Origin of the sequence: Bacteroides sp. L10-4, assembly GCF_013373675.1 — a bacterium.
Classification (GTDB): Bacteria; Bacteroidota; Bacteroidia; order Bacteroidales; family Bacteroidaceae; genus Bacteroides; species Bacteroides muris.
In genome coordinates, this window is the sequence record NZ_JABXJH010000016.1 from 21796 (window position 1) to 44402 (window position 22607).

The 22607-nt window shown below is 48.3% G+C and carries 16 protein-coding genes; 5 read left to right on the top strand and 11 right to left on the bottom strand.

All coding sequences use genetic code 11. From position 1 onward, the window contains the following. Window positions 1-26: 26 nt before the first annotated feature. Both HU824_RS07205 and metA read right to left on the bottom strand, forming a co-directional pair. Window positions 27-1892, bottom strand: a complete 1866-nt coding sequence (locus tag HU824_RS07205; RefSeq protein WP_136009754.1) for a U32 family peptidase — start codon at window positions 1890-1892, stop codon at window positions 27-29. A gap of 26 nt (window positions 1893-1918) precedes the next feature. After that, window positions 1919-2836: a homoserine O-succinyltransferase gene (metA, locus tag HU824_RS07210; protein WP_176468495.1), complete on the bottom strand. Its 918-nt coding sequence runs from the start codon at window positions 2834-2836 to the stop codon at window positions 1919-1921. Window positions 2837-3179: 343 nt separating this feature from the next. Between metA and HU824_RS07215 the strand changes: the two genes are divergently transcribed. From HU824_RS07215 to HU824_RS07235, 5 genes are all read left to right on the top strand, one after another. Then, window positions 3180-5087 (top strand): fimbrillin family protein, encoded by a 1908-nt coding sequence (locus tag HU824_RS07215; RefSeq protein WP_176468496.1) that lies wholly within the window; start codon window positions 3180-3182, stop codon window positions 5085-5087. 91 nt (window positions 5088-5178) lie between these two features. Next, on the top strand, window positions 5179-6132 hold the full coding sequence (gene metF / locus HU824_RS07220) for a methylenetetrahydrofolate reductase [NAD(P)H] (RefSeq protein WP_176468497.1): 954 nt from the start codon (window positions 5179-5181) through the stop codon (window positions 6130-6132). A 72-nt stretch (window positions 6133-6204) separates the two neighbouring features. Next, window positions 6205-7332 (top strand): DNA polymerase III subunit delta', encoded by a 1128-nt coding sequence (gene holB / locus HU824_RS07225; protein ID WP_176468498.1) that lies wholly within the window; start codon window positions 6205-6207, stop codon window positions 7330-7332. Window positions 7333-7399: 67 nt separating this feature from the next. Then, window positions 7400-8764 (top strand): regulatory iron-sulfur-containing complex subunit RicT, encoded by a 1365-nt coding sequence (locus tag HU824_RS07230; protein ID WP_176468515.1) that lies wholly within the window; start codon window positions 7400-7402, stop codon window positions 8762-8764. Next, on the top strand, window positions 8742-9227 hold the full coding sequence (locus HU824_RS07235; protein ID WP_176468499.1) for a gliding motility lipoprotein GldH: 486 nt from the start codon (window positions 8742-8744) through the stop codon (window positions 9225-9227). Before HU824_RS07230 ends, HU824_RS07235 begins: the two co-directional genes overlap by 23 nt. Window positions 9228-9410: 183 nt before the next feature. Here HU824_RS07235 and rodA read toward each other — a convergent pair whose 3' ends face one another. The 9 genes from rodA to HU824_RS07280 form a co-directional block, all read right to left on the bottom strand. Next, window positions 9411-10868: a rod shape-determining protein RodA gene (gene rodA / locus HU824_RS07240; protein WP_136009790.1), complete on the bottom strand. Its 1458-nt coding sequence runs from the start codon at window positions 10866-10868 to the stop codon at window positions 9411-9413. A gap of 63 nt (window positions 10869-10931) precedes the next feature. After that, window positions 10932-12788, bottom strand: coding sequence for a penicillin-binding protein 2 (gene mrdA / locus HU824_RS07245; protein ID WP_176468500.1), 1857 nt, complete (start codon window positions 12786-12788; stop codon window positions 10932-10934). Window positions 12789-12807: 19 nt separating this feature from the next. After that, a complete protein-coding gene (mreD, locus tag HU824_RS07250) occupies window positions 12808-13311 on the bottom strand; it encodes a rod shape-determining protein MreD (protein WP_176468501.1) in 504 nt (167 codons plus the stop codon). Between the two features lie 53 nt (window positions 13312-13364). After that, window positions 13365-14207: a rod shape-determining protein MreC gene (mreC, locus tag HU824_RS07255; protein ID WP_136009745.1), complete on the bottom strand. Its 843-nt coding sequence runs from the start codon at window positions 14205-14207 to the stop codon at window positions 13365-13367. Further along, on the bottom strand, window positions 14207-15229 hold the full coding sequence (locus HU824_RS07260; RefSeq protein WP_005828544.1) for a rod shape-determining protein: 1023 nt from the start codon (window positions 15227-15229) through the stop codon (window positions 14207-14209). Before HU824_RS07260 ends, mreC begins: the two co-directional genes overlap by 1 nt. Window positions 15230-15344: 115 nt before the next feature. Next, entirely contained in the window at window positions 15345-16868 is a 1524-nt protein-coding gene (gene purH / locus HU824_RS07265; RefSeq protein WP_136009744.1) for a bifunctional phosphoribosylaminoimidazolecarboxamide formyltransferase/IMP cyclohydrolase, read from the bottom strand. A 160-nt stretch (window positions 16869-17028) separates the two neighbouring features. Then, window positions 17029-19065, bottom strand: a complete 2037-nt coding sequence (locus HU824_RS07270) for a M13 family metallopeptidase (protein ID WP_176468502.1) — start codon at window positions 19063-19065, stop codon at window positions 17029-17031. 20 nt (window positions 19066-19085) lie between these two features. Then, the gene (locus HU824_RS07275) at window positions 19086-21047 is read right to left on the bottom strand and encodes an ABC-F family ATP-binding cassette domain-containing protein (RefSeq protein WP_176468503.1); all 1962 of its coding nucleotides are present in this window, start codon (window positions 21045-21047) and stop codon (window positions 19086-19088) included. 502 nt (window positions 21048-21549) lie between these two features. After that, window positions 21550-22461 (bottom strand): nucleotidyltransferase, encoded by a 912-nt coding sequence (locus HU824_RS07280; RefSeq protein WP_176468504.1) that lies wholly within the window; start codon window positions 22459-22461, stop codon window positions 21550-21552. Between the last annotated feature and the right edge of the window lie 146 nt (window positions 22462-22607).

The following is a 22607-nucleotide window of genomic DNA, read 5'->3' on the forward strand; positions in this document are numbered from 1 at the left end:
ATTTGTTAGTAACACCTCATTTTTCATTAAAGCGGTTCTTGATGAGCAAGGACTTTCATCTGGCAATTCTTGCAGTCAAACGACAAACGGAAGCGCTTGCCGTCCGTTCCAACCAAATAATACGGTTCTCTATAAGGAGAATGTCCTTTCTGATAGGTGGGACACCATCCCATACTGAAACGCAGACAATGCTTGCAGAACATGAGTACAGCATCCGGAACCGCTTGCACCTCGTAGGCAGGCGCTATAGACGAAAGTCCATGCTCATGGTAGAAACTCCGGGCAGCACTGTTCATCACATTGCCCAAATAGGTCAGCGAAGTAGCCGGGAAAACATGGCTTGTCGGTTTCCAGACGGCCAGCTCACGACGACAAGTAACACGCCGGGCCACAATCAGCTTATCTATCACCTGCCGGCGCCAGTCTGCCACCACAGAAGCAGGAAGGAACCAGTTCGCAGAAAGATTGAGCCTGATACCCGACGCCTCTTCTGACAGATGCCCGGCTACCTCGAAAGGGGTATTTCCCAACTTAACCAGTTGGCTGCGCAGGTTATCCGCCTGCGGTGTACGTGCCAACTCCTTCGGATAAGGGAAAGAGAGTGTCACGCGGTTATCATCTTCGTCCGCAGCCGTCAGGCTGAATCCGAAAGAAGTATCTGCCAACTCCCAACAAACACCTATTTTACGTTCGGAAGATTTACGGGTAAGGGCACGTTCAAACTCCTGGTCGAAGTTACGATAAAGCCGGGTACGCGGTCTGATACGAGGCACTTCCCCTGCCGGATAGAGCTTGTTGCCATCCACCCGGTTGATACGGAAACCTTGCAAACGTCCCTGCTCATCCAGAAAACAGACACCGTCTCCGTTGTGGAAAGGCTTTACACCGGCCACAGTGAGATAGCCTCTGCGCTGCTCCTTCAAGGTGCCCATCTCTTCTCCCAAAGATTTGGGCGTATCGAATGAAGTAATTTCCCCTCCTCTTCCTTGCAGGAAATAATGAGTGAAACCACGACTGAAACTCTTGTCCAACTGTGGCCGGAAATCAAAACGGCAGGTGCCTGAAGAAGCACGGGCATATTCCTTGCGACGGGCAAAGATGGCATCTAGTTTCCTACGGTAAGCCGCCGTCACATTCTTCACATAGGTCACATCCTTTAAACGGCCTTCTATCTTCAGGGAAGTGGCTCCGGCATCCAGCAGTTCTTCCAACACCTCGCTTTGGTTGAGGTCTTTCAAAGAAAGCAGATGCTTGTCGTGCACAATGGTCTTGCCATCGGCATCTGCCAGGCTGAAGGGCAAACGGCAGAATTGCGCACATTCCCCCCGGTTGGCACTCCGTCCGAAACAGGCCTGGCTGACATAGCACTGCCCGCTATAACTGACACAAAGAGCCCCGTGTACAAAAACCTCGAGCGGCACATCGGGACAAGCCTCGTGGATACCGCGTATCTCCTGCAACGACAACTCGCGTGCCAGCACAACCTGACGGAAACCGGCATCGGCAAGAAAACGTACTTTCTCCGGCGTACGGTTATCCATCTGTGTGCTGCCATGCAACGGGATGGGTGGCAAATTCAGCCGCGTAATCCCCATGTCCTGCACAATCAGCGCATCCACCCCGATGCGGTACAATTCCCAAATCATCCTCTCCGTCTCCTTCAGCTCTTCTTCTTTCAGAATGGTATTGACCGTCACATAGATACGGGCATTATACAAATGGGCATGCTCCACCAAGACTGCAATATCCTCCAAAGAGTTGACGGCAGCGGCACGCGCACCGAACTTGGGTGCACCGATGTAGACCGCATCCGCTCCATGATTCACGGCTTCTATGCCACACTCCAAATTCTTGGCAGGAGCCAGCAGCTCTATTTTACGTTGTTTTATCATTTGTTCAGTTACAAATTACTCACGACTCATTCTATATCGTTGATATTATACGGCGTCTCCTGATATACGAAATAATTCAGCCAATTGGAGAACAACAAATTGGCATGGGCGCGCCAACGCACCAGCACTCCTTTGTCCGGGTCATCGTCCACATAGTAGTTACGGGGCATCTCGATGGGCAGGCCCTTATTCAAGTCACGTCGATACTCTGTGTCCAGCGTCAACGGAGAGTATTCCGAATGGCCGGTCACGAAGAACTCACGCCCTCCACGGGCCACTGCCATATATACACCGGCATCCTCCGACTCGGAAAGCAACGTCAATTCCGGAATCTTCAGTATATCTTCCCGGCGCACTTCCGTGTGACGGCTATGCGGCACATAGAACATATCATCAAATCCTCGGAAAATGGGATGCAACGGCTGCAGGGTACGATGTTCAAAGATACCGAACATCTTCTTATCCAGTGCATGCTTCGACACTCCATAATGATGATAGAGCCCTGCCTGCGCCGCCCAGCAGATATAGAGAGTAGAGGTGACATGCGTACGTGCCCAGTCGAATATCCCGGTAATCTCATCCCAATAAGTCACCTCCTCAAAATCCATCTGTTCTACCGGAGCACCGGTGATAATCATGCCGTCGTACTTTTCATCGCGCATCTTGTCAAAGTCCGTATAGAACGCTTTCATGTGCTCCATCGGAGTGTTCTTGGAAGTATGGCTTTTTATCTTCATGAACGATATTTCCACCTGAAGCGGAGTATTGGAAAGCAGACGCACCAAGTCCGTTTCCGTCGTAATCTTTAGCGGCATCAGGTTCAGAACAACGATACGCAACGGACGGATATCCTGCTGGGTTGCCCGGGAATTGTCAATAACAAAAATATTCTCTTCTTTCAGCAACTCGATAGCAGGTAGTTTATCGGGTAAATTTAAAGGCATGAGCTTATATCTATGGTTTAACTTATTACTGTCTATGATTTTAGCGTGTAAAGTTAGGCAAAAAATCAGAGTGTGATAAATAAACTATAAAAGTTTTATTGATTTATCCCTCTTTATTTAACACGTTTCCTTATATTTGCACCCGAACCTTATAAAAATTATTAAAAAACAAGATTTAAAAGCACTGCAGCATCAAGCATGATGCCGATAATTAGCATTCAAAAGCGTAAAAGACTTTTCCATACCAGTTATAGCTCTGCTAAATCCTCATTTTAAGTTAAGACAAGGTCTATTAAGTATAACTGGGAAAGCGGAAAAACCGTTGCCCCGCAATAATAATACAATGAAAAAACTTATTCTTGCAAAAGGAGTCTTAGCAGCCTCTTTATTCTGCTGCATGTCCTTAGGAAATACAGCTTGTGTGAATCGGATTGATGAAGAACCAGAAGTGGAAATTAAGGAAGGGACGATACCTATTACGTTCTCTATCAAAATGGAAAAGGCAAACACCAAGGTCACAAACACCACCTTTGAAAAAGGAGACAGAATGGGTTTGTTTGCAACCACTTCCTCCGGCTCCATCAAGGGAAAACGGTATATTGACAATCTGGTTCTGGAATATACGGAAGGCTCCACACTGGTTGCCAAAAAGACAGTATTCTATCCGGAAGGAGATGTACCACTGGACTTTATCAGTTACCACCCTTACCAAACCGAAGGGGTAGCCACCGGTACGTCCGTCCTTCCCGTATCCGTACAGACAGACCAAAGCAATGAGAAGAACCGCGCACAAAGTGACTTTTTGGTAGCCAAAGCGCAAGGAATCACCAATAAGACCAAATCTGTAACCTTGGAGTTCCAGCACAAGCTGTCCAAACTGGCAATTTCTTTGACTCCTGACGCAAGCAACTCCGCCAATGATTTGCTGAAAGCCAATCCGCGCATCATCGCAACCGGGCTCAAGACCTCGGCCGATTATAATCTGGAGGACGGGACTTTCAGTAATCTTGCAGGAACACAAGACATCATAGCCTCCGGCGAGTGGAACGTCAAAGACAACAAACTTACCGGCAAGGAATTCATCATCATACCCCAAACGATAAACGACGGCAAACAATCCTTCATTATGGAGTGGAACGGACGTATATACAGTTGTGCAATACCCGACGTGGAAATGAACAGCAGCACCCAATGTACCATCAACATATCAGCCATGCAGAGCAACAGCAACGTACTGAGCAGCTTTGCCGGAAAAATCAAGGAATGGAGCAGCCTCCCTCCCATTGACACCGACAATATGGAAGATTACACTGCCATACATATCTCCGCTCTCTCCTTTTCTCTTTCAAATGTATACAGAATTTATCACGAAGGAGTACCCGTTGCAGAAGTATGTAGGGAATATCTCAAATCAGCGTCATTGACTTCCAGAGCCATTATAGCCTATCCCATAGGTGAAAATGAAGAGACCGACCTGAGCAATGGAATCATCCTACAACTCGCAGACCGTAAAGACAGCATCTGCGGAGGAAGAATAAGCTGGAATACAGACGACTATGGATTTACCTACACAAAAGGGAAATCTACCGGCATAGATAAGCTCTATATAGACAACAACCATAAGCTGCTTCTGGAAAAGCCGGAAAACGCCATCAAAGTGAATGTGGCATGCTACACCCTTCGAGACATCAGAAAAGGAGTGTCTACCGAATACCCCATTGTCAAGATTGGAGCCCAATACTGGATGGGTGGAGAGCTTCATGCCACCACCTACCGTGACGGAACTCCCCTGAAAAAACAGATTGACTTGGGAACGGACAAAGCCGGATATTACAAGCCGGACAAATATGATATTTATTTTTACAATGGAGAAGCCATACTGGCAGGAGAGTTGGCTCCCGAAGGCTGGAAAATTCCATCGGATGCAGACTGGGAGCAACTGAAAAACTACACCGACAACGATACCTCCATACTAAAAGCAGGAGAATGGCAGGTAATGGTATCCGGCGAAGTTGTCCCCGTCAACAACCATACCCGATTCAATGCTTTCCCCGTAGGAATGTGGTACAACAAGAGCCACAACAGCCCAAACAAGATGACCGCCTTTTGGAGTTGGGACTACACAAAGCATACACTTTCGGAAAGCACCTTTTACTTTCTCGGCGAAAGCAACGAGTTTGTCAAAAGCACCGCCCATGTCACCGGCAAGCCCTATTATAAAGCCCTTTCCATTCGCTGTATAAAAGAATAGCCGGCAATTCCGGCATTTCTCATTTCTTTTTCGTATTTTTGTTCCCAATGTGCAAGTTTCTTGCCAACCGGACAAAGATAACGAAAAAGAAATGAGAGTAATCGACCTGATAAACAGTAACGAAAGAACAGCTTTTTCCTTTGAAATATTGCCACCACTGAAAGGTACGGGCATCGAAAAGCTGTATCAGACCATAGATACGTTACGGGAATTCGACCCTAAATATATCAACATCACCACGCACCGCAGCGAATATGTGTACAAAGACCTCGGCAACGGATTGTTCCAGCGAAACCGCCTGCGCCGCCGCCCCGGAACCGTAGCCGTAGCCGCTGCCATCCAGAATAAATACAACATCACCATGGTACCGCACATCCTTTGCAGCGGTTTCACCCGCGAGGAGACGGAGTACGTGCTGCTCGACCTGCAATTCCTCGGCATCACCGACCTGCTGGTACTTCGTGGGGACAAGGCAAAGCACGAATCCTCGTTTATCCCCGTGGGCAACGGTTATCACCACGCCATCGAACTACAGGAACAAATCAATAACTTCAACAAAGGCATCTTTGTGGACGGCTCCGAGATGAAAGTCACCAATACCCCGTTTTCATACGGTGTGGCATGCTATCCGGAAAAGCATGAAGAAGCTCCCAATATGGATACTGACATCCACTGGCTGAAGAAGAAAATGGAAATGGGTGCGGAGTATGCCGTGACCCAGCTCTTCTACGACAACCGGAAATATTTCGACTTCGTGAAGCGCGCCCGTCAAGCCGGTGTCACCATCCCGATTATCCCGGGCATCAAGCCCTTCAAGAAGCTGTCACAACTCAGCATGATACCAAAGACTTTCAAAGTCGACCTTCCCGAGGAACTGACCCAAGAGGTTCTGAAGTGCAACACCGATGCGGAAACTCAGCAAGTGGGTATCGAATGGTGCGTGCAGCAGTGCAAAGAGCTGATAGCCCATGGCGTCCCAAGCCTCCACTTCTACTCGGTAGGAGCCACAGACAGCATCAGGGAAGTAGCCAAACAAATCTACTAAACAATGGATGACTGATAGTTGACAATTGGCAACTGGCAGTGTCACAAGTAATAACTCATAACTAATTAACCCGTGTTCAGTTTCAAGGAGATAATAGGTCAAGAGGCAGCCAAACAAAGGCTGATACAAGAAGTGCAGGAAGGACGCATCCCCCACGCACAACTTTTCTGCGGCTCTGCCGGAGTAGGAAAACTCCCATTGGCACTTGCCTATGCCCGCTATCTCTGCTGTCCCCACCGGACGGAAACCGATGCATGCGGCACCTGCCCTTCCTGCGTGAAATGGAACAAGCTGGTGCATCCCGACGTACACTTCGTATACCCTATCGTCAAAAGCGCCAAAGGGAAAAAGGAAGTCTGCGACGATTATATCGCCAACTGGCGACGCCTTCTGCTGAACAGTCCCTATTTCGGGCTGAACCATTGGCTGAACGAAATGGATGCCGAAAACGGACAAGCCATCATCTACGCCAAAGAGAGTGATGAGATAACTCGCAAACTCAGCCTGAAGTCCAGCGAAGGAGGCTACAAAGTGACCATCGTATGGCTACCCGAAAAAATGCACGAGGTCTGCGCCAACAAGCTACTGAAGCTACTGGAAGAGCCACCCGAAAGAACGATATTTCTCCTCATCTCCGAAGCTCCGGAAATGATACTGCCTACCATCCTCAGCCGCACGCAGCGCTTCAACATCCCCAAGATTGAAGAAGCCGACATAGCCGAAGCCCTGCAGCAGAAATACGGAGTGCAGCCCCACGACAGCGAGACGATAGCCCATCTGGCAAACGGCGACTTCATCAAAGCGCTGGAAACCATCCACCTGAATGAGGAGAACGAACTGTTCTTCAATCTCTTTGTCAGCTTGATGCGTCTCTCCTACCAGCGCAAGATACGGGAAATGAAACAATGGAGCGAGCAACTTGCCGCCATGGGACGCGAACGGCAGAAAAACTTCCTGGACTACTGCCAGCGTATGACCCGCGAGAACTTCATCTACAACCTGCATCGTAAGGAGATGAACTACATGACGTTGCCCGAACAAAACTTCGCCACCCGTTTCGCCCCCTTTGTCAACGAACGGAATGTCATGGGTATCATGGACGAACTAAGTGAGGCACAACGCCACATCGAGCAGAACGTAAACGCCCGCATGGTGTTCTTCGACTTCTCGCTAAAGATGATTGTGCTGTTGAAACAATGAAAGGTGGCAAAACAATGAAATGCAAAGTATCAAATAGTAAATAGTCAAATAGTAAATAAATCAGATGATGGAATTTAAACTACATAACGGAAGCGGAGGCCTGTGCTGCAAGAGTTGCGGCAGGCAGGACAAGCAACTGAACACCTACGACTGGCTGGCAGACATTCCGGGCAATGCCAATGAAAGTGAGCTGGTAGAGGTTCAGTTCAAGAATACTCGCAAGGGTTATTTCCGCAACAGCAACAAGATACCTCTGGAGAAAGGCGACATCGTAGCCGTAGAAGCCACCCCCGGACATGACATCGGTGTGGTAACCCTGACCGGACGACTCGTACCGCTACAAATGAAGAAGACCAATATCAAGTCCGAGGCAGACATCAAACGCATTTACCGCAAGGCGAAACCTGTGGATATGGAGAAGTACAACGAGGCTAAAGCCCGCGAACACTCAACCATGATACGTTCGCGTCAGATAGCCTTGGACCTCGACCTCAACATGAAGATTGGCGACGTGGAATATCAGGGAGACGGCAACAAGGCCATCTTCTACTACATCGCCGACGAGCGGGTGGACTTCCGCCAGCTCATCAAGGTTCTTGCCGACGCCTTCCACGTACGCATCGAGATGAAACAGATAGGCGCCCGCCAAGAAGCAGGACGCATCGGTGGCATCGGTCCTTGCGGACGCGAACTCTGCTGCGCCACCTGGATGACCTCCTTCGTATCGGTATCTACCAGCGCGGCGCGTTTCCAAGACATATCCCTGAATCCGCAGAAGCTTGCCGGCCAATGCGCCAAGCTGAAATGCTGCCTCAACTACGAAGTGGACTGTTACGTGGAAGCACAAAAGCGTCTGCCCTCACGTGAGATTACCCTGGAAACGAAGGATGGCGAGTTCTTCTTCTTCAAGGCTGACATCCTGAGCAATCTGATAACCTACTCGAGCGACAAGAATATCCCCGCCAACCTGGTGACCATCAGCGGCAGACGGGCTTTTGAGGTCATCGGCTTGAACAGACGCGGCATCAAGCCCGACAGCCTGACAGAAGAAAACCATCGCTCCGAACCTAAAAAGCCGGTAGACTTGCTGGAACAAGAGAGCCTCACCCGCTTTGACCGTAACCGTAAAGGCAAGGGTGGCGGTGACGGCAACGGTGGCGAAAACAGCAACAACAACCGTAACAGGAAAAAGAAAAAGAGTGGAAACGGTCGTCCGCAACAGAGTGCTCCCCAAGCCAACAGTCAGAGAGAACAATCCTGGCAAGACCGGCAACCGAGGCAAAAACAAGACCGGCAAGCCCCCAAACAGGGTGACCAGCAACAAGGCGAACGTCAACAAAGGAACAATAACAACCGTCGTCCGCCCCGTAACAATAAGCCTAAACCTCAAGGTGAAAGACCTGCCCAAAATGACAAACCGACTCAAGAATAGAAATCTCTGCCTGAAAGGTATCATACTACTGTTTGCCGCAAGCCTGCTGAGCGCTTGCGACAAACAGACTGTATACCATTCCTTCCAATCCCTCCCCACCGAAGGCTGGTTGCGCAAAGACACACTCTCTTTCGACGTGAAGGTCACCGACTCACTGACCTATTACAAACTGTCTTTGGAAGTGCGCAACCGAAACAACTACCCTTATCAAAACCTGCCTCTATCCATCTGCTACACCACCCCAGATTCCATCCCGGCACCTGCAGACACCATACAGCTAATTCTGGCAGACAAAGAAGGAGTCTGGAAAGGTGATGGCTGGGGAGGTCTCTATCAGACTGCCGTTTCCGCAGGAAGCATTCGAATCGGCAAACCCGGCACCTACCTTTTTAAGGTGGCCTATACGCTACCGGACGACAGACTGCAAGGAATCAATGACATCGGCATCAAACTGAAGAGATAGGAGCTCCCTATTCTGCTTTATTACCTTTTCTAACAACTGTCTCAGTCTCCCACTCACATCTCCTCGAAGGGGAAACTGACGAGCTCTCATAACTGACCCTCTTGCCTCATGTAAACAATGTGTAAATGCAATGTAATGATAATCAGGCCCATTCGCATATTCCACAAGAAAACGGAATCACAACTAAATTCGGCGATTACGTCCCGCATCAATCCGTAGGAAAATAAACAACAGGATAGTGAACCCCCAAAGAGACGAACCTCCATAACTGAAGAAAGGCAATGGGATACCGATAACAGGAGTCAGTCCCAGCACCATACCTATATTGATGAATAAATGGAATAAGAATATGCTAAGCACAGAGTAGCCGTATACCCGGCCAAAGGGAGATTGCTGCCGCTCGGCCACAGCAATCAGCCGTAAGACAAGAATAAGGAACAGTAACAGTACAGCCGTAGACCCTACGAATCCTTCCTCCTCGCCCACGGTGCAAAAGATGAAGTCCGTATCTTGCTCCGGCACATACTTCAGCTTTGTCTGCGTACCGTTCAAGAAACCTTTGCCGGTCAGGCCCCCGGAGCCAATGGCTATCTTCGACTGGTTTACGTTATAGCCGGCGCCTGCAAGGTCCTCCTCCATGCCAAGTACCACCTTGATACGTATCTGCTGATGAGGTTCCAGCACTTTATTGAAGAAGTAGTCGCTGGAGTAGAGAAAACCTATCGAACCCAAGGCAAACAGCCCGATTAGAAAATAAGATAAATGGCGCTCGCTTAAAGAAAGAAAGATAAGATACCCGACAACAAGTGCACAAAGCCCCCACTGTACCCACACCAAGTTGAAGGGTACCACGTATTCCGAAGTCAGATAAGCCACAAGTAGCAGTCCCAACGAACCACCGATGATATTCCGCGTGGGTTCCCAACGCTTTTTATAAACCCACACCATGCCTCCGGCAAAGAGCAGCACCATCAGCAGTACGGCAAACTCTCCGATAGGCGTCGGCGTATCGGCAATCATTACCGCATCAAAACGGATGCCCACTACAAAGTAGACCACCGCACATATACCCGAAAAGAGCACCACGCCCGGCATTCCCTCCCGATAAAGCATCAGAAAAAATGCAGAGTACACCAATGCCGAACCCGTCTCCCGCTGCAGGATAATCAGCAACATGGGGAAGAGAATCAAAAAAGCCAGCATAAGGGAGCTTTTCCAGTTCTTCATCGTAAACGAGTAGGCACTCATATACTTGGCCAGCGCCAGCGCCGTGGCAAACTTGGCAAATTCCGCCGGTTGCAAACTGACCGGTCCCAGGATAATCCACGACCGCGATCCTTTCGTGTCGGGCGCAATGAATATCGTGACAATCAGCAACAGCATCAGCCCTATATATATAAGGTAGGAGAACATGTCATAGAGGGAATCGTCCAGCATCAGCAATACAAACCCCAGCCCGAAGGAACATATAATCCAGACGAACTGCTTGCCGGCACGGGTGGAGAAGTCCAGAAAGTCACGGTCACCATAATCATAACTCGCTCCACAGACACTGAACCAGCCGAATACAATCAGCAGCAGGTAAACGACAATCGTCACCCAGTCCAATGATTTCCACATACTATCTTTCCGCGTCACCAATTTATTCACTATTTTACGATTTACAATTTACGATTGGAGTTACTCATCCTTGATTCCTCTCCATCATCTCTCCTCATCACCGTAGAGTATCACACGGTTGCTGAATTCTTCTGCCCGTATCTCGTTCTCGGGCGACAGTTTTCCATGCAGGTACTGATCCATCATCATTGCACCGATAGGCACTCCATACGTAGCACCGAAACCACCGTTCTCCACATACACCGCAATGGCTATCTTGGGATTATCCATCGGGGCAAAGCCCATGAAAACGGAATGGTCTTTGCCACGGTTCTGCGCCGTACCCGTCTTACCACACACCTCTATACCGGGCAAGATAGCACCTGCCACACGGCATGTCCCTCCCGTAACGGCGGCACGCATACCCTTCACCACCATCTCATAATACTCACGGTCGACAATGGGATAGCGGGGATTACGATAAAGAGTGTCGAGCTCATTGTCCTCTATCTCCTTTACGATATGCGGAGTGATGAAATGTCCCCGGTTGGCAATGGTCGCACCCAAATTAGCAATCTGCAACGGAGTAGCGGTAATCTCACCCTGCCCGATGGAGATACTGATAACTGTCAGCCCGTTCCAAGAGCCCCGATACGTCTTATCATAAAATTGGGCATTGGGAATAAAGCCACGCTGCTCACCAGGAAGATCGGTACCGAGCCGATAGCCGAACCCCTGCGACACCATGTGGTCTTTCCATACCGTAATCGCATTCTGTGGCGAACCATACTTCTTGTCACCGAACATACGGAACAGCCCCCAGCAGAAATAAGAGTTACACGAAGTGGCGATGGCAGGTACCAGTGGCAACGGGGAGCCATGCGCATGGCATCCTACATGCAAACTTCCATAGTTGAAGCCATGCGCACAAGGATAAGCCGGATAATCCTCATGAATAATCTCTTCCTGAAGGAACGTCAGCGCCTGAGCCGTCTTGAAAGTAGAACCCGGAGGATATGCCCCCATAATGGCACGGTTCAGCAAAGGTTTCCGCTTGTCCATCTGCAACATCCGGTGATTTTTTCCACGTTGCCGCCCAATCATCAGATGAGGGTCGAAGGAAGGCGAAGAAACCATACAGAGAATCTCGCCCGTAGCCGGTTCGATGGCCACGATTGCACCGATTTTATTCTGCAGCAGGCGTTCGCCCAGCATCTGCAAGTCTATGTCCAACCCCAAGGTCAAATTCTTGCCCGGCACGGAAGGACGATCCAACTGTCCATTCATGTAGCGCCCCTGAATACGTCCATGGGCATCACGCAAGAGGATTTCCACCCCTTTTTCTCCACGCAGGTACTTTTCATAAGACTTCTCGATGCCTTGCTTGCCTATATAGTCACCACGGATATAGTAATCATCGTTCTCTATATCACGCTTGGACACCTCAGCAATATCCCCCAACGCATGTCCGGCAGAATTATAAGTATATTGGCGGATGGTGCGCCGCTGAATATAGAAACCCTGAAACTTGAACAGCTTCTCCTGAAACACACCGCACTCCTCGGCAGAAAGTTGCGTCATAAACACCTGATGGGTGTATTTGGAATAACCGGGATTCATCCAACGGTTCTTGACGTCCTTCATCCGTTTGTCAAACTGTTCACGGGTGATGTTCAGGGCGCTGCAAAGGTCGAGCGTGTCCAACTGTATCACCTCCCGCGGAACAAACGTAATGTTGTATGCCGGCTGGTTAAACACAAGCAACTTACCGTTACGATCGTAGATAGCCCCGCGCGAGGGATATTGTATCTTGTTCAGAAAAGCGTTGCTGTCGGCATTCTTCTTGTAGTCATCGGTCATAATCTGCAAGTCGAACAACCGGAACACGTAAATAATAACGATGACAATAGCCGCCGCCCCGATTACATATTTCCGCTTTTCTAATGTATAATCTTTCATCAACTCCTAATCCTTAATCCCTTTATCCTTTCTTTCTTATCCCCTCAACAGCCATAATGCAGGTCACAGTAAGCAGGGTACTTGTCACGATTCTCAACAACAGCGTACCGATATGGGCAAAAGAGAAAAATTCGAGGGCAAGCAACAAGCCGTGATGTATCAGCACACTCACAACCAAATATTTCAGAAAAGGAAGAATCCCCATTGTACGGATAGCCGGAACCAGTGTATCCAGCGTGTCACGAGGCACGAATAAGCGCAGGAAAACGGGACGCAAGAAAGCCAGGAACACCGTAGCAGCAGCATTCATCCCCGGCGTGTCGGAAAAGACATCGACAGCCAAGCCCAAGAAAAATGCCCACAACATCAACGCATTGCGGGGAGTGTCCGACTCAAACTTCAATATCAGGTAAATGTACAGAAATGGAGTGGCATATCCTGCTATATGCACATTGTTCAATATCAGTACCTGCAACAGTACCAAGCCTATGAACCATCCTATTTTATGCAGATAATTAACTAACAATGCTATCTTTTTTTACGCTAAACGATATATCATCAATCATCAATCACCAATTACTACTCTTCCCCCTTTGCTTCCAATGCCTTTTGCTCAGCTTGCCCGGTGCGGGATATGACACGCACATTGCTCAGCTTTCCAAAGTCCGTAGCCAGCTTTATCTTCAACAGATAGGAAAGCCCGTCGTGCGAATCGGACATATCATCCACCGTCCCCACCATGACACCTTCGGGAAACACCGTAGAATAACCACTGGTCACTACCGTATCTCCCAGATTGAATTCAGCATGCCGGGGTAAATCCTTCAGATAGGCAAAACGGGAGTCACCTCCCTCCCATTTCAGATAACCGAAATAATCACTGCCCACAATCTTGCTGCTGATGCTCGACTTGCTGTTCAACAACGGAATGACCAACGAATAATGGGGAGAGGTCTTATACACAATACCCACCACGCCATTGGCATCCACCACTCCCATCTCAGGACGGATACCTTCCGTCGTTCCACGGTCTAAAGTGATGTAATTATCAGCCTTGTTCAGGCTGTTCTTTATGACATTCGCCTTGAATACCTGATACTCCGTAGGAGCAAGCCGTTCCATACTGTACAGTCTGGCGGAGTCCAATCCTTTTTCTTTCAATACATTTTCCAGAAAGGAAAGTCGCTGTTCCAACCACATATTACGGTCGAGCAAGTCCTCATTGACCGTCTTCAAATGAAAATAAGAAGTGATGCCACCCGATAGCTCATAAACCTTCCCTGCCACGCCATTGGCAGAGGTGAAATACACACTCTGCTGGTAATGGTTGAAGCGAAATAATAAAATAAAACTGGCTACCTCTAACAGAAGAAAGAGGAACCAGTAATTATATTTAATGAGAAAGTTTAATAAATTCCGCATTACCGCATCAGGAATGAGAAGCGGTCAACATTCTTCAATGCCACGCCCGTACCTTTGGCAACGGCATGCAAGGGGTCTTCCGCAATGTGGAACGGTATGTTTATTTTATCAGTCAGACGCTTATCCAGGCCACGAAGCAATGCGCCGCCGCCGGCAAGGTAGATACCGTTGTGGACGATGTCGGCATACAATTCGGGAGGTGTATTCTCCAATGCACTCAAGATGGCAGTCTCAATCTTAGAAATAGACTTCTCCAAGCAGTGCGCCACTTCCTGATAGCATACCGGCACTTCCATGGGCAATGCCGTGATGCGGTTCGGACCATGAACGATATAGTCTTCGGGAGCATCTTCACCAAGTTCCGTCAAGGCGGCACCTACATTAATCTTAATACGCTCAGCCATACGCTCGCTGACCTTCACGTTGTGCTGGCGGCTCATGTATTCCTGAATATCGGCTGTCAGGTCATCACCGGCAATACGGATGGAGTTGTTGCTTACGATACCTCCCAAAGAGATAACGGCAATTTCCGTAGAGCCACCACCTATGTCAACAATCATATTGCCTTCGGGAGCCTCCACGTCGATACCGATACCGATGGCAGCGGCCATCGGCTCGAAAATCAAATAAACGTCGCGCCCGCCGGCATGCTCGGCAGAATCGCGCACGGCACGCAACTCCACTTCGGTACTGCCCGAAGGAACTCCAATCACCATGCGGAGTGACGGAGAGAAAAGACGGTTACGGTTGTTCACCATCTTGATAAGTCCGCGTATCATCTGCTCGCAAGCATAGAAGTCTGCAATCACACCATCACGCAGCGGACGGATGGTACGTATGTTTTCGTGGGTCTTTTCATGCATCATCTTTGCCTTGTCACCCACGGCAATCATTTTATCGGTACGACGGTCTAAGGCCACCACCGAAGGCTCATCCACCACAATCTTGCCATTCGTGGTGATGATGGTATTGGCTGTGCCAAGGTCCATCGCTATTTCTTGTGTAAAAGAGAATAATCCCATTAATATTTACGATTTAACTATTTACGATTGATATTCCTTTTGTTTACAATTTGAGATTCAGACTTACGATGTAACTTCAATCGTAAATCGTAAATCGTCAAATCGTAAATCCGAATTAGTGCTTAAAATGACGGAATCCGGTAATTACCATGGCAATACCATGTTCGTTGCAATATTCAAACGAGAGTTCATCCTTGATACTCCCACCCGGCTGGATGACAGCAGTTACTCCCTCGTTACCGGCAATCTCCACACAATCCGGGAAGGGGAAGAACGCGTCACTCGCCATTACTGCACCATTCAGGTCGAAACCAAAGTTCTTGGCTTTCTCGATAGCCTGTTTCAAAGCATCCACACGGCTGGTCTGACCTACACCGCTTGCCAACAGTTGCTTGCCTTTTGCCAGCACAATAGCATTCGACTTACTGTTCTTCACAATTTTGTTTGCAAAGAGCATGTCTTCAATTTCTTGGGCTGTGGGAGCTTTTGTGGTTACAGTCTTCAACTCTTCAGGAGTTTCCACCTTAAGGTCGCGGTCCTGAACCAATACACCGTTCAGCAGAGAGCGGAACTGCTTCTTAGGCAGAGCTGCCGACTTGCGAACCAAGATAATACGGTTCTTCTTCTGACCGAGAATTTCCAACGCATCCACATCATAATCGGGAGCAATAATCACCTCAAAGAAAATTTTATTGATTTCTTCGGCGGCAGTCTTGTCTATCACACTGTTCGTGATGAGTACACCACCGAAAGCAGATACCGGGTCACCGGCAAGCGCATCGTTCCATGCTTCCAGTACAGTGGGACGTGAAGCCAACCCGCAGGCATTGTTATGTTTCAGGATAGCGAAAGTAGTATCTTTGAATTCATCAATCAAGTCAACGGCAGCATTGATGTCGAGCAGGTTGTTATAAGAGATTTCCTTACCATGAATCTGGTCGAACATAGCATCAATATTGCCATAGAAATAACCTTTCTGGTGCGGATTCTCACCGTAGCGTAAAGTCTTCTGGCTGTTGGCAGAACAACGGAAAGCGGAACTTTCCTCGCCATCAAAATAGTTGAAGATGGCAGAATCATAGTGTGAAGACACTCCGAACGCCTCTTTGGCAAACCAACGACGCTCTTCGATGGTAGTAGTGGCTCCGTGTTCCATCAGCATGTCACGGAACGGCTGATATTGTGCCTGCGAAGCGATGATAACCACATCATTGTAGTTCTTGGCAGCAGCACGAATCAGGGAGATACCACCTATATCAATCTTTTCGATGATGGCCGGTTCTTCGGCACCACTGGCAACTGTAGCCTCAAACGGATAGAGGTCAACGATGACGAGGTCTATTTCGGGGATTTCATATTTTTCAATCTGTTGCATATCCTGCTCCAGTCCACGGCGGCAAAGGATACCTCCGAAAACCTTCGGATGCAAAGTCTTCACGCGTCCACCCAGAATGGAAGGGTATGTAGTCAGGTCTTCCACTGCCTTGCAGGGATAACCCAGGGATTCTATAAACTGACGGGTTCCACCGGTTGAGAGGAACTCTACACCTTCTTCATGCAGTTTGGTAATGATTTCGTCCAAACCTTCCTTATGGTAAACTGATACCAGAGCTGTTTTGATTCTTTTTGTTTCAGACATGGATTTGCGTATTAAAGTATGCGTATATTAGTATTTGATGTGCAAAGTTACAAATTTTGTTTATTCATACATACATTCATACACAATAAATTAGGTATAATTAAAAAAGGCGGCATCTGTTTCCAGTCTGCCGCCTTTTTTTAAGGGCTATTTTGTTGGTTTACCAAATAGATACACGTTTTTCTACCGGCAAGAACATCGGGTCTTTTTCTGTCACATTAAATGCCTCATACCAAGCACCTATTTGCGGCAGTGCACCGTTTACACGCCATTCGCCCAATGAGTGCACATCACTTTTTGTGCGGTTCAGCACTTCTTCGGGACGGATATTGTTGCCCCATACACCTGCGTATGCCAGGAAGAAACGCTGTTCGGGAGTGAAACCATCCAACACCGGCAACGAATTGGTAGCCGTAGCTTTCTTGAATGCCTGATAAGCAACCTGCAGGCCACCGTGGTCGGCAATATTCTCACCCAATGTCATGCGTCCGTTGGCATATACGCCCGGAGCAACCTCGATGCTATCAAAGAAGTTTACCATCACCTGGGCACGTTCGTCAAAGTTCTTGGCGTCTTCAGCAGTCCACCAGTCTTTCAGGTTACCGTCCTTGTCGTACTGGCGGCCTTGGTCATCGAATCCATGAGTCATTTCATGGCCGATTACCACACCGATGGCACCGTAGTTAAAGGCGTCATCTGCATTCATATCGAAGAAAGGATATTGCAGGATACCGGCGGGGAAACAGATTTCATTGGTAGTGGGGTTGTAATAAGCGTTGACAGTCTGCGGAGTCATCAGCCACTCGTCCTTATCCACCGGCTTTCCGGCCTTGGCTATCATTTGGGCATGGTCCCACTCATTGGCACGCTCCATGTTTGCCCAATAAGAATCGTCCTTGATTTCCAGCGTGGAGTAGTCTTTCCAAGTGTCGGGATAACCAATCTTCACATGGAAGGTAGCCAGTTTTTCCAGAGCTTTCACCTTGGTAGAATCACCCATCCAGGCAAGATTCTTGATACGTTCGCCCAGGCTTTCCTGCAAGTTCTTCACCAAAGTAACCATACGTTCCTTGGCAGCAGCAGGGAAATATTTTTCCACGTACATCTGGCCTACGGCTTCACCCAGCGCACTGCTTACAGTGCTTACCGCTCTCTTCCAGCGGGGCTGCATTTCTTGTGTACCGCTCATGGTGCGGCTGTAGAAGTCGAAGTTCTGTTCTGCCATAGCATCGTTCAGCAAGCTTGCGGCAGAATCAATCAATTTCCATTGCAGATAAAGGCTTTGCTGTTCAATAGGCAACGTATCCAGAATATCGGCAGCAGCTTTCAGCGAAGCAGGCTGGCCTACGATAATTTCCTTCACATCCTTCAATCCCATGGCAGACAAATAAGCATTCCAATCGAAAGTAGGATAATTCTGTTTCAGCTCTTCCATGCTCATTTTGTTATAATTGGCATGCGGGTCACGCAACTCCGTACGAGAGCGGAAAGCCTTGGCAAGACATGTTTCCACATCCATCACCACCTCCATACCTTTCTTGGCAGTAGCCTCGTCAAAACCGGCCAATCGATACATCTTCTGTACATGCGCGCGGAAAGCATCACGAATTTTAGCAGTAGCCTCATCGTTTTCCAGATAGTATTCGCGTTCGCCCATGCTCAGCCCGGTCTGATAGGTCTGTACAGCATTCATGCTACTGTTCATTTCGTCAGCGCCAACATACAGCACGTTGTAGGCGATGATACCTTTCTTCTGCATATCGCCCAGCAAAGCATAAAGCTCCTTCTTGTCCTTCAAAGCAGCCAGCTGGTCAAGTTCAGCCTTGATGGGGGCTACACCGTCCTTGTTCAGCTTCACGCTGTCCATTACGATTTTGTACAAGTCACCGATTTTTTGTGCCACACTACCGGCTTCGTGTTGGGTGGCGGCAAGTTCTTCAATCAGTCCTTGAATCTGCTTACGGTTGTTTTCTGCAAGGATAGTAAAAGAGCCGTACTGTGAGTACTCAGCAGGAATCGGATTGTTCTTCATCCAACCGCCACATGCGTATTGGTAAAAGTCAGTTCCGGGTAGAGCCGTCGTGTCAAGATTGGCGAGCTGGATGCCTGCTGTAAGTTCAGCCTGCTGCTTGCCGGTGTTGCAGGATGCCGTCATCAGACAGAACGCTGCAATAGGTAACAAATGATTTGCTTTCATAAATATATAAAATATAACAGTTAGTGATTCTCCAACTCTACAGTAGCCGCGTCCCACTCTTCCATCGCACGGTCAAGCTGCTCTTTCAGTTTTTGGTGCTGCTCATAAAGCGACATGTCCGAAGCTCCTTCCGGTGTAGCCATCCTGGCCTCAAGAATAGCAATGGCAGCCTCCGTCTGCTCTATCTCCGCTTCACAATCGGCAACGCGGCGTTCCAGTTTCTTAAGTTTCTTGTTAAACTCCTTCTGCTCCTCGTAAGAGAGTTTGGTTGCCGAGGGTTGGGCCGATTCTGCACCGACACTGCCCGATGCCGCCTTTCCGGCAGTGGGCGAAGTGGAAAGTGAAGGGGATTTCTGTAACTCATTCAGACTCTCTATCTGCTTCTTTTGCAGGAAATCATAAATTCCTCCCAGATGTTCCTTCACCAGTCCGCCACCGAACTCGTACACTTTAGTCGCAAGTCCGTCCAAGAAATCACGGTCATGACTGACTATTATCACAGTACCGTCAAAATCGCGAACAGCCTCCTTCAGCACATCTTTGGAGCGCATGTCAAGATGATTCGTCGGTTCGTCGAGAATCAGAAAATTCACCGGTTCCAACAGCAGTTTTATCATGGCAAGCCGGGTGCGCTCTCCACCGCTGAGCACTTTCACCTTTTTATCCGAAGCCTCACCGCCGAACATGAAAGCACCCAGAATATCACGGATTTTGAGACGGACATCCCCTACGGCCACGCGGTCAATCGTATCAAATACAGTCAAGTTCTCATCCAAGAGTTGTGCCTGGTTCTGGGCAAAATATCCAATCTGCACATTATGTCCCAGTGTAAGTTTTCCGGTATAATCCGTAATCTCACCCATAATACACTTTACAAGCGTAGACTTACCTTCGCCATTCTTGCCGACAAAAGCAACCTTCTCTCCACGGTTGATGGTCAAGTTCACATCATGGAAAATAACGTGCTCACCGTAGGATTTCTCCATATCCTCGCAGATAACAGGATAATTACCGCTACGACTACTGCAAACGAACTTCAGGCGCAAAGAGGAGTTGTCTTCTTCATCCACCTCGATACGTTCTATCTTTTCAAGCTGCTTGATGCGACTTTGCACCTGCACTGCTTTGGTAGCCTTGTACCGGAAGCGTTCGATAAAGTCTTCCGTATCTTGTATCTGCTTCTGCTGATTCTCGTAAGCACGCAGTTGCTGCTCCCGACGCTCCTTGCGAAGCACCACGAACTCATCATATTTCACTTTATAGTCGTAAATGCGTCCACAAGTTATTTCGATGGTACGCGTAGTGACGTTGTTCAAAAAGGCACGGTCGTGGCTGACAAGCACCACCGCATTGGCACGGGTGGAAAGAAAGTTCTCCAACCACTGGATACTTTCGATATCAAGGTGGTTGGTGGGCTCGTCGAGCAGCAACACATCCGGACGGCGAAGCAACAGTTTGGCAAGTTCTATACGCATGCGCCAACCACCGGAGAATTCGCTTGTAGAGCGGTCGAAGTCCTCGCGGCTGAAGCCCAGCCCCTGAAGCGTGCGCTCTATCTCGGCACGGTAGTTGGTACCACCCATCATCAGGAAACGTTCATTTTCGTTGGTGAAGCGGTCAATCAGTTTCTGGTAATCCTCGCTGTCGTAGTCGGTACGTTCGGCAAGTTGCAGGTTCATACGCTCAATATCAGCCTGCATCTCAAAAATATGCTCGAAGGCAAGTTCGGCCTCCTGCATCACAGTACGCTCGTCACTGAGTATCATCACTTGGGGCAAATACCCGATAGTACATTCGCGGGGAACGGCAACAACACCGGCAGTGGGCTGCTGAATGCCAGCCAATATCTTGAGCATGGTAGACTTACCGGCACCATTCTTGCCGACAAGAGCTATACGGTCTTTCTTATTGATAACATAAGAGACGTCTTCGAACAGAGGAGTGGCATTAAATTCTACCTTCAGTCCTTCTACAGATATCATAGTGTCAATGAATTTATCGTTAAGAGCTGCAAAGGTAGCGATTTTCAACGGTATATAAAGATAAAACGGAGAAAATGCCGGCAATTCCTACAATAGTATATCACACTTCCTCGCACACCACCAGCACCAGCATCAGCCCCACACCGCAACCTGAGTCACCTGCTTTCCGTATCCGCGGCTCCTCGTTCATATTTATTAAAAATGAAAAAGTCATGGTAATCAGAGAATACCTTGCCAAGGCATAGACATAGCACCGACACGGTTTTGCCAAAGTAATGGCAAGACTTTGCCAAGCTGATGACAAGGCCTTGCCAACAAGGAGGCAAAACTGTGCCAACAAGCTGGCAAAAGAATGGAAGCATGGAAGACAAAAACAAAAAAGACAGAAGAACAAAAGAACAAACACAGCTCCGGCAAAACGCCTTCCCCATATTTGTCCTTTTGCTCTTCTGTCCTATAAATTAACGCAAATCGCGAATCAGGTTATCCTTCTATCTTACTTTTAGAACAACTTTGCAGGATATTCGCCTGCATTCACCAGAGCCTGAATCTTGTCGACCACGCTCTGACGGTCTTCAGGATAAGTCACACCAAACCACTTGCTGGTCGTATCGAGCACTTCGCAGGTAGCAGTGCCGTCGTTAATCAGCTTATCCACCATCAGCGGGATGAAGAATTCGCTCTTCAGGTTCTCCATGTTCTTCGGGTCGCTCAAGAAACTCTTGAAAAATTCTGCACTGTAAGCAAAATAATCGGGAGTAAAGCCCCAGAAATTCATGCTGACCGGAGTAGTCTCGGGAGTAGCAGTCCATTCGCCGTTATCGTCGATGTACTTCACTTCGCCGTCCATACGTTGAATCTTGGTACGTTCCACTACGGAAGTCAACAGATTGTTTGCATCCGTTCCGCACAAACCGCGGGATACGGTACCGCTTTCACTCAACGTGTTGCCAATGCGGAATCCTACCATGGAATACACATTCTTGGAACCTTCGGGAAGGGAAGACAGGAATTTGCCCATTACCTGAAAAGAGTCGCGGCCATAGAAATCATCACAATTGATAACGGCAAACGGTTCCTTTATCACATCGGCACCCATCATCACAGCATGATTGGTTCCCCAAGGTTTGGTACGTCCTTCGGGACAAGTGAAGCCTTCGGGAAGGTTGTCGATAGACTGGAACACCAGTTCGCATGGAATATGACCTTCGTATTTAGAAATGATTTTATCACGGAAATCCTGCTCAAAATCCTTACGGATAACAAAAACGAGCTTGCCGAAACCGGCATTGATAGCATCGTAGATAGAATAATCCATAATAGTTTCGCCATTGGGACCCAGTCCGTCCAATTGTTTCAAGCCACCGTAACGGCTACCCATACCGGCTGCCAATAAGAATAAAGTTGGTTTCATATCAGTTATATTTAAAAAGGTTAGTGTATCACGTTTGATAACGATTGCAAATGTACAAAAATTTATGACTGGCAGAAGGAAGTTTCAGTTCATTCTTTAGCCTCAACCGTACAAAAACGCGCATTTTATGAAAAATCAACTTCTTC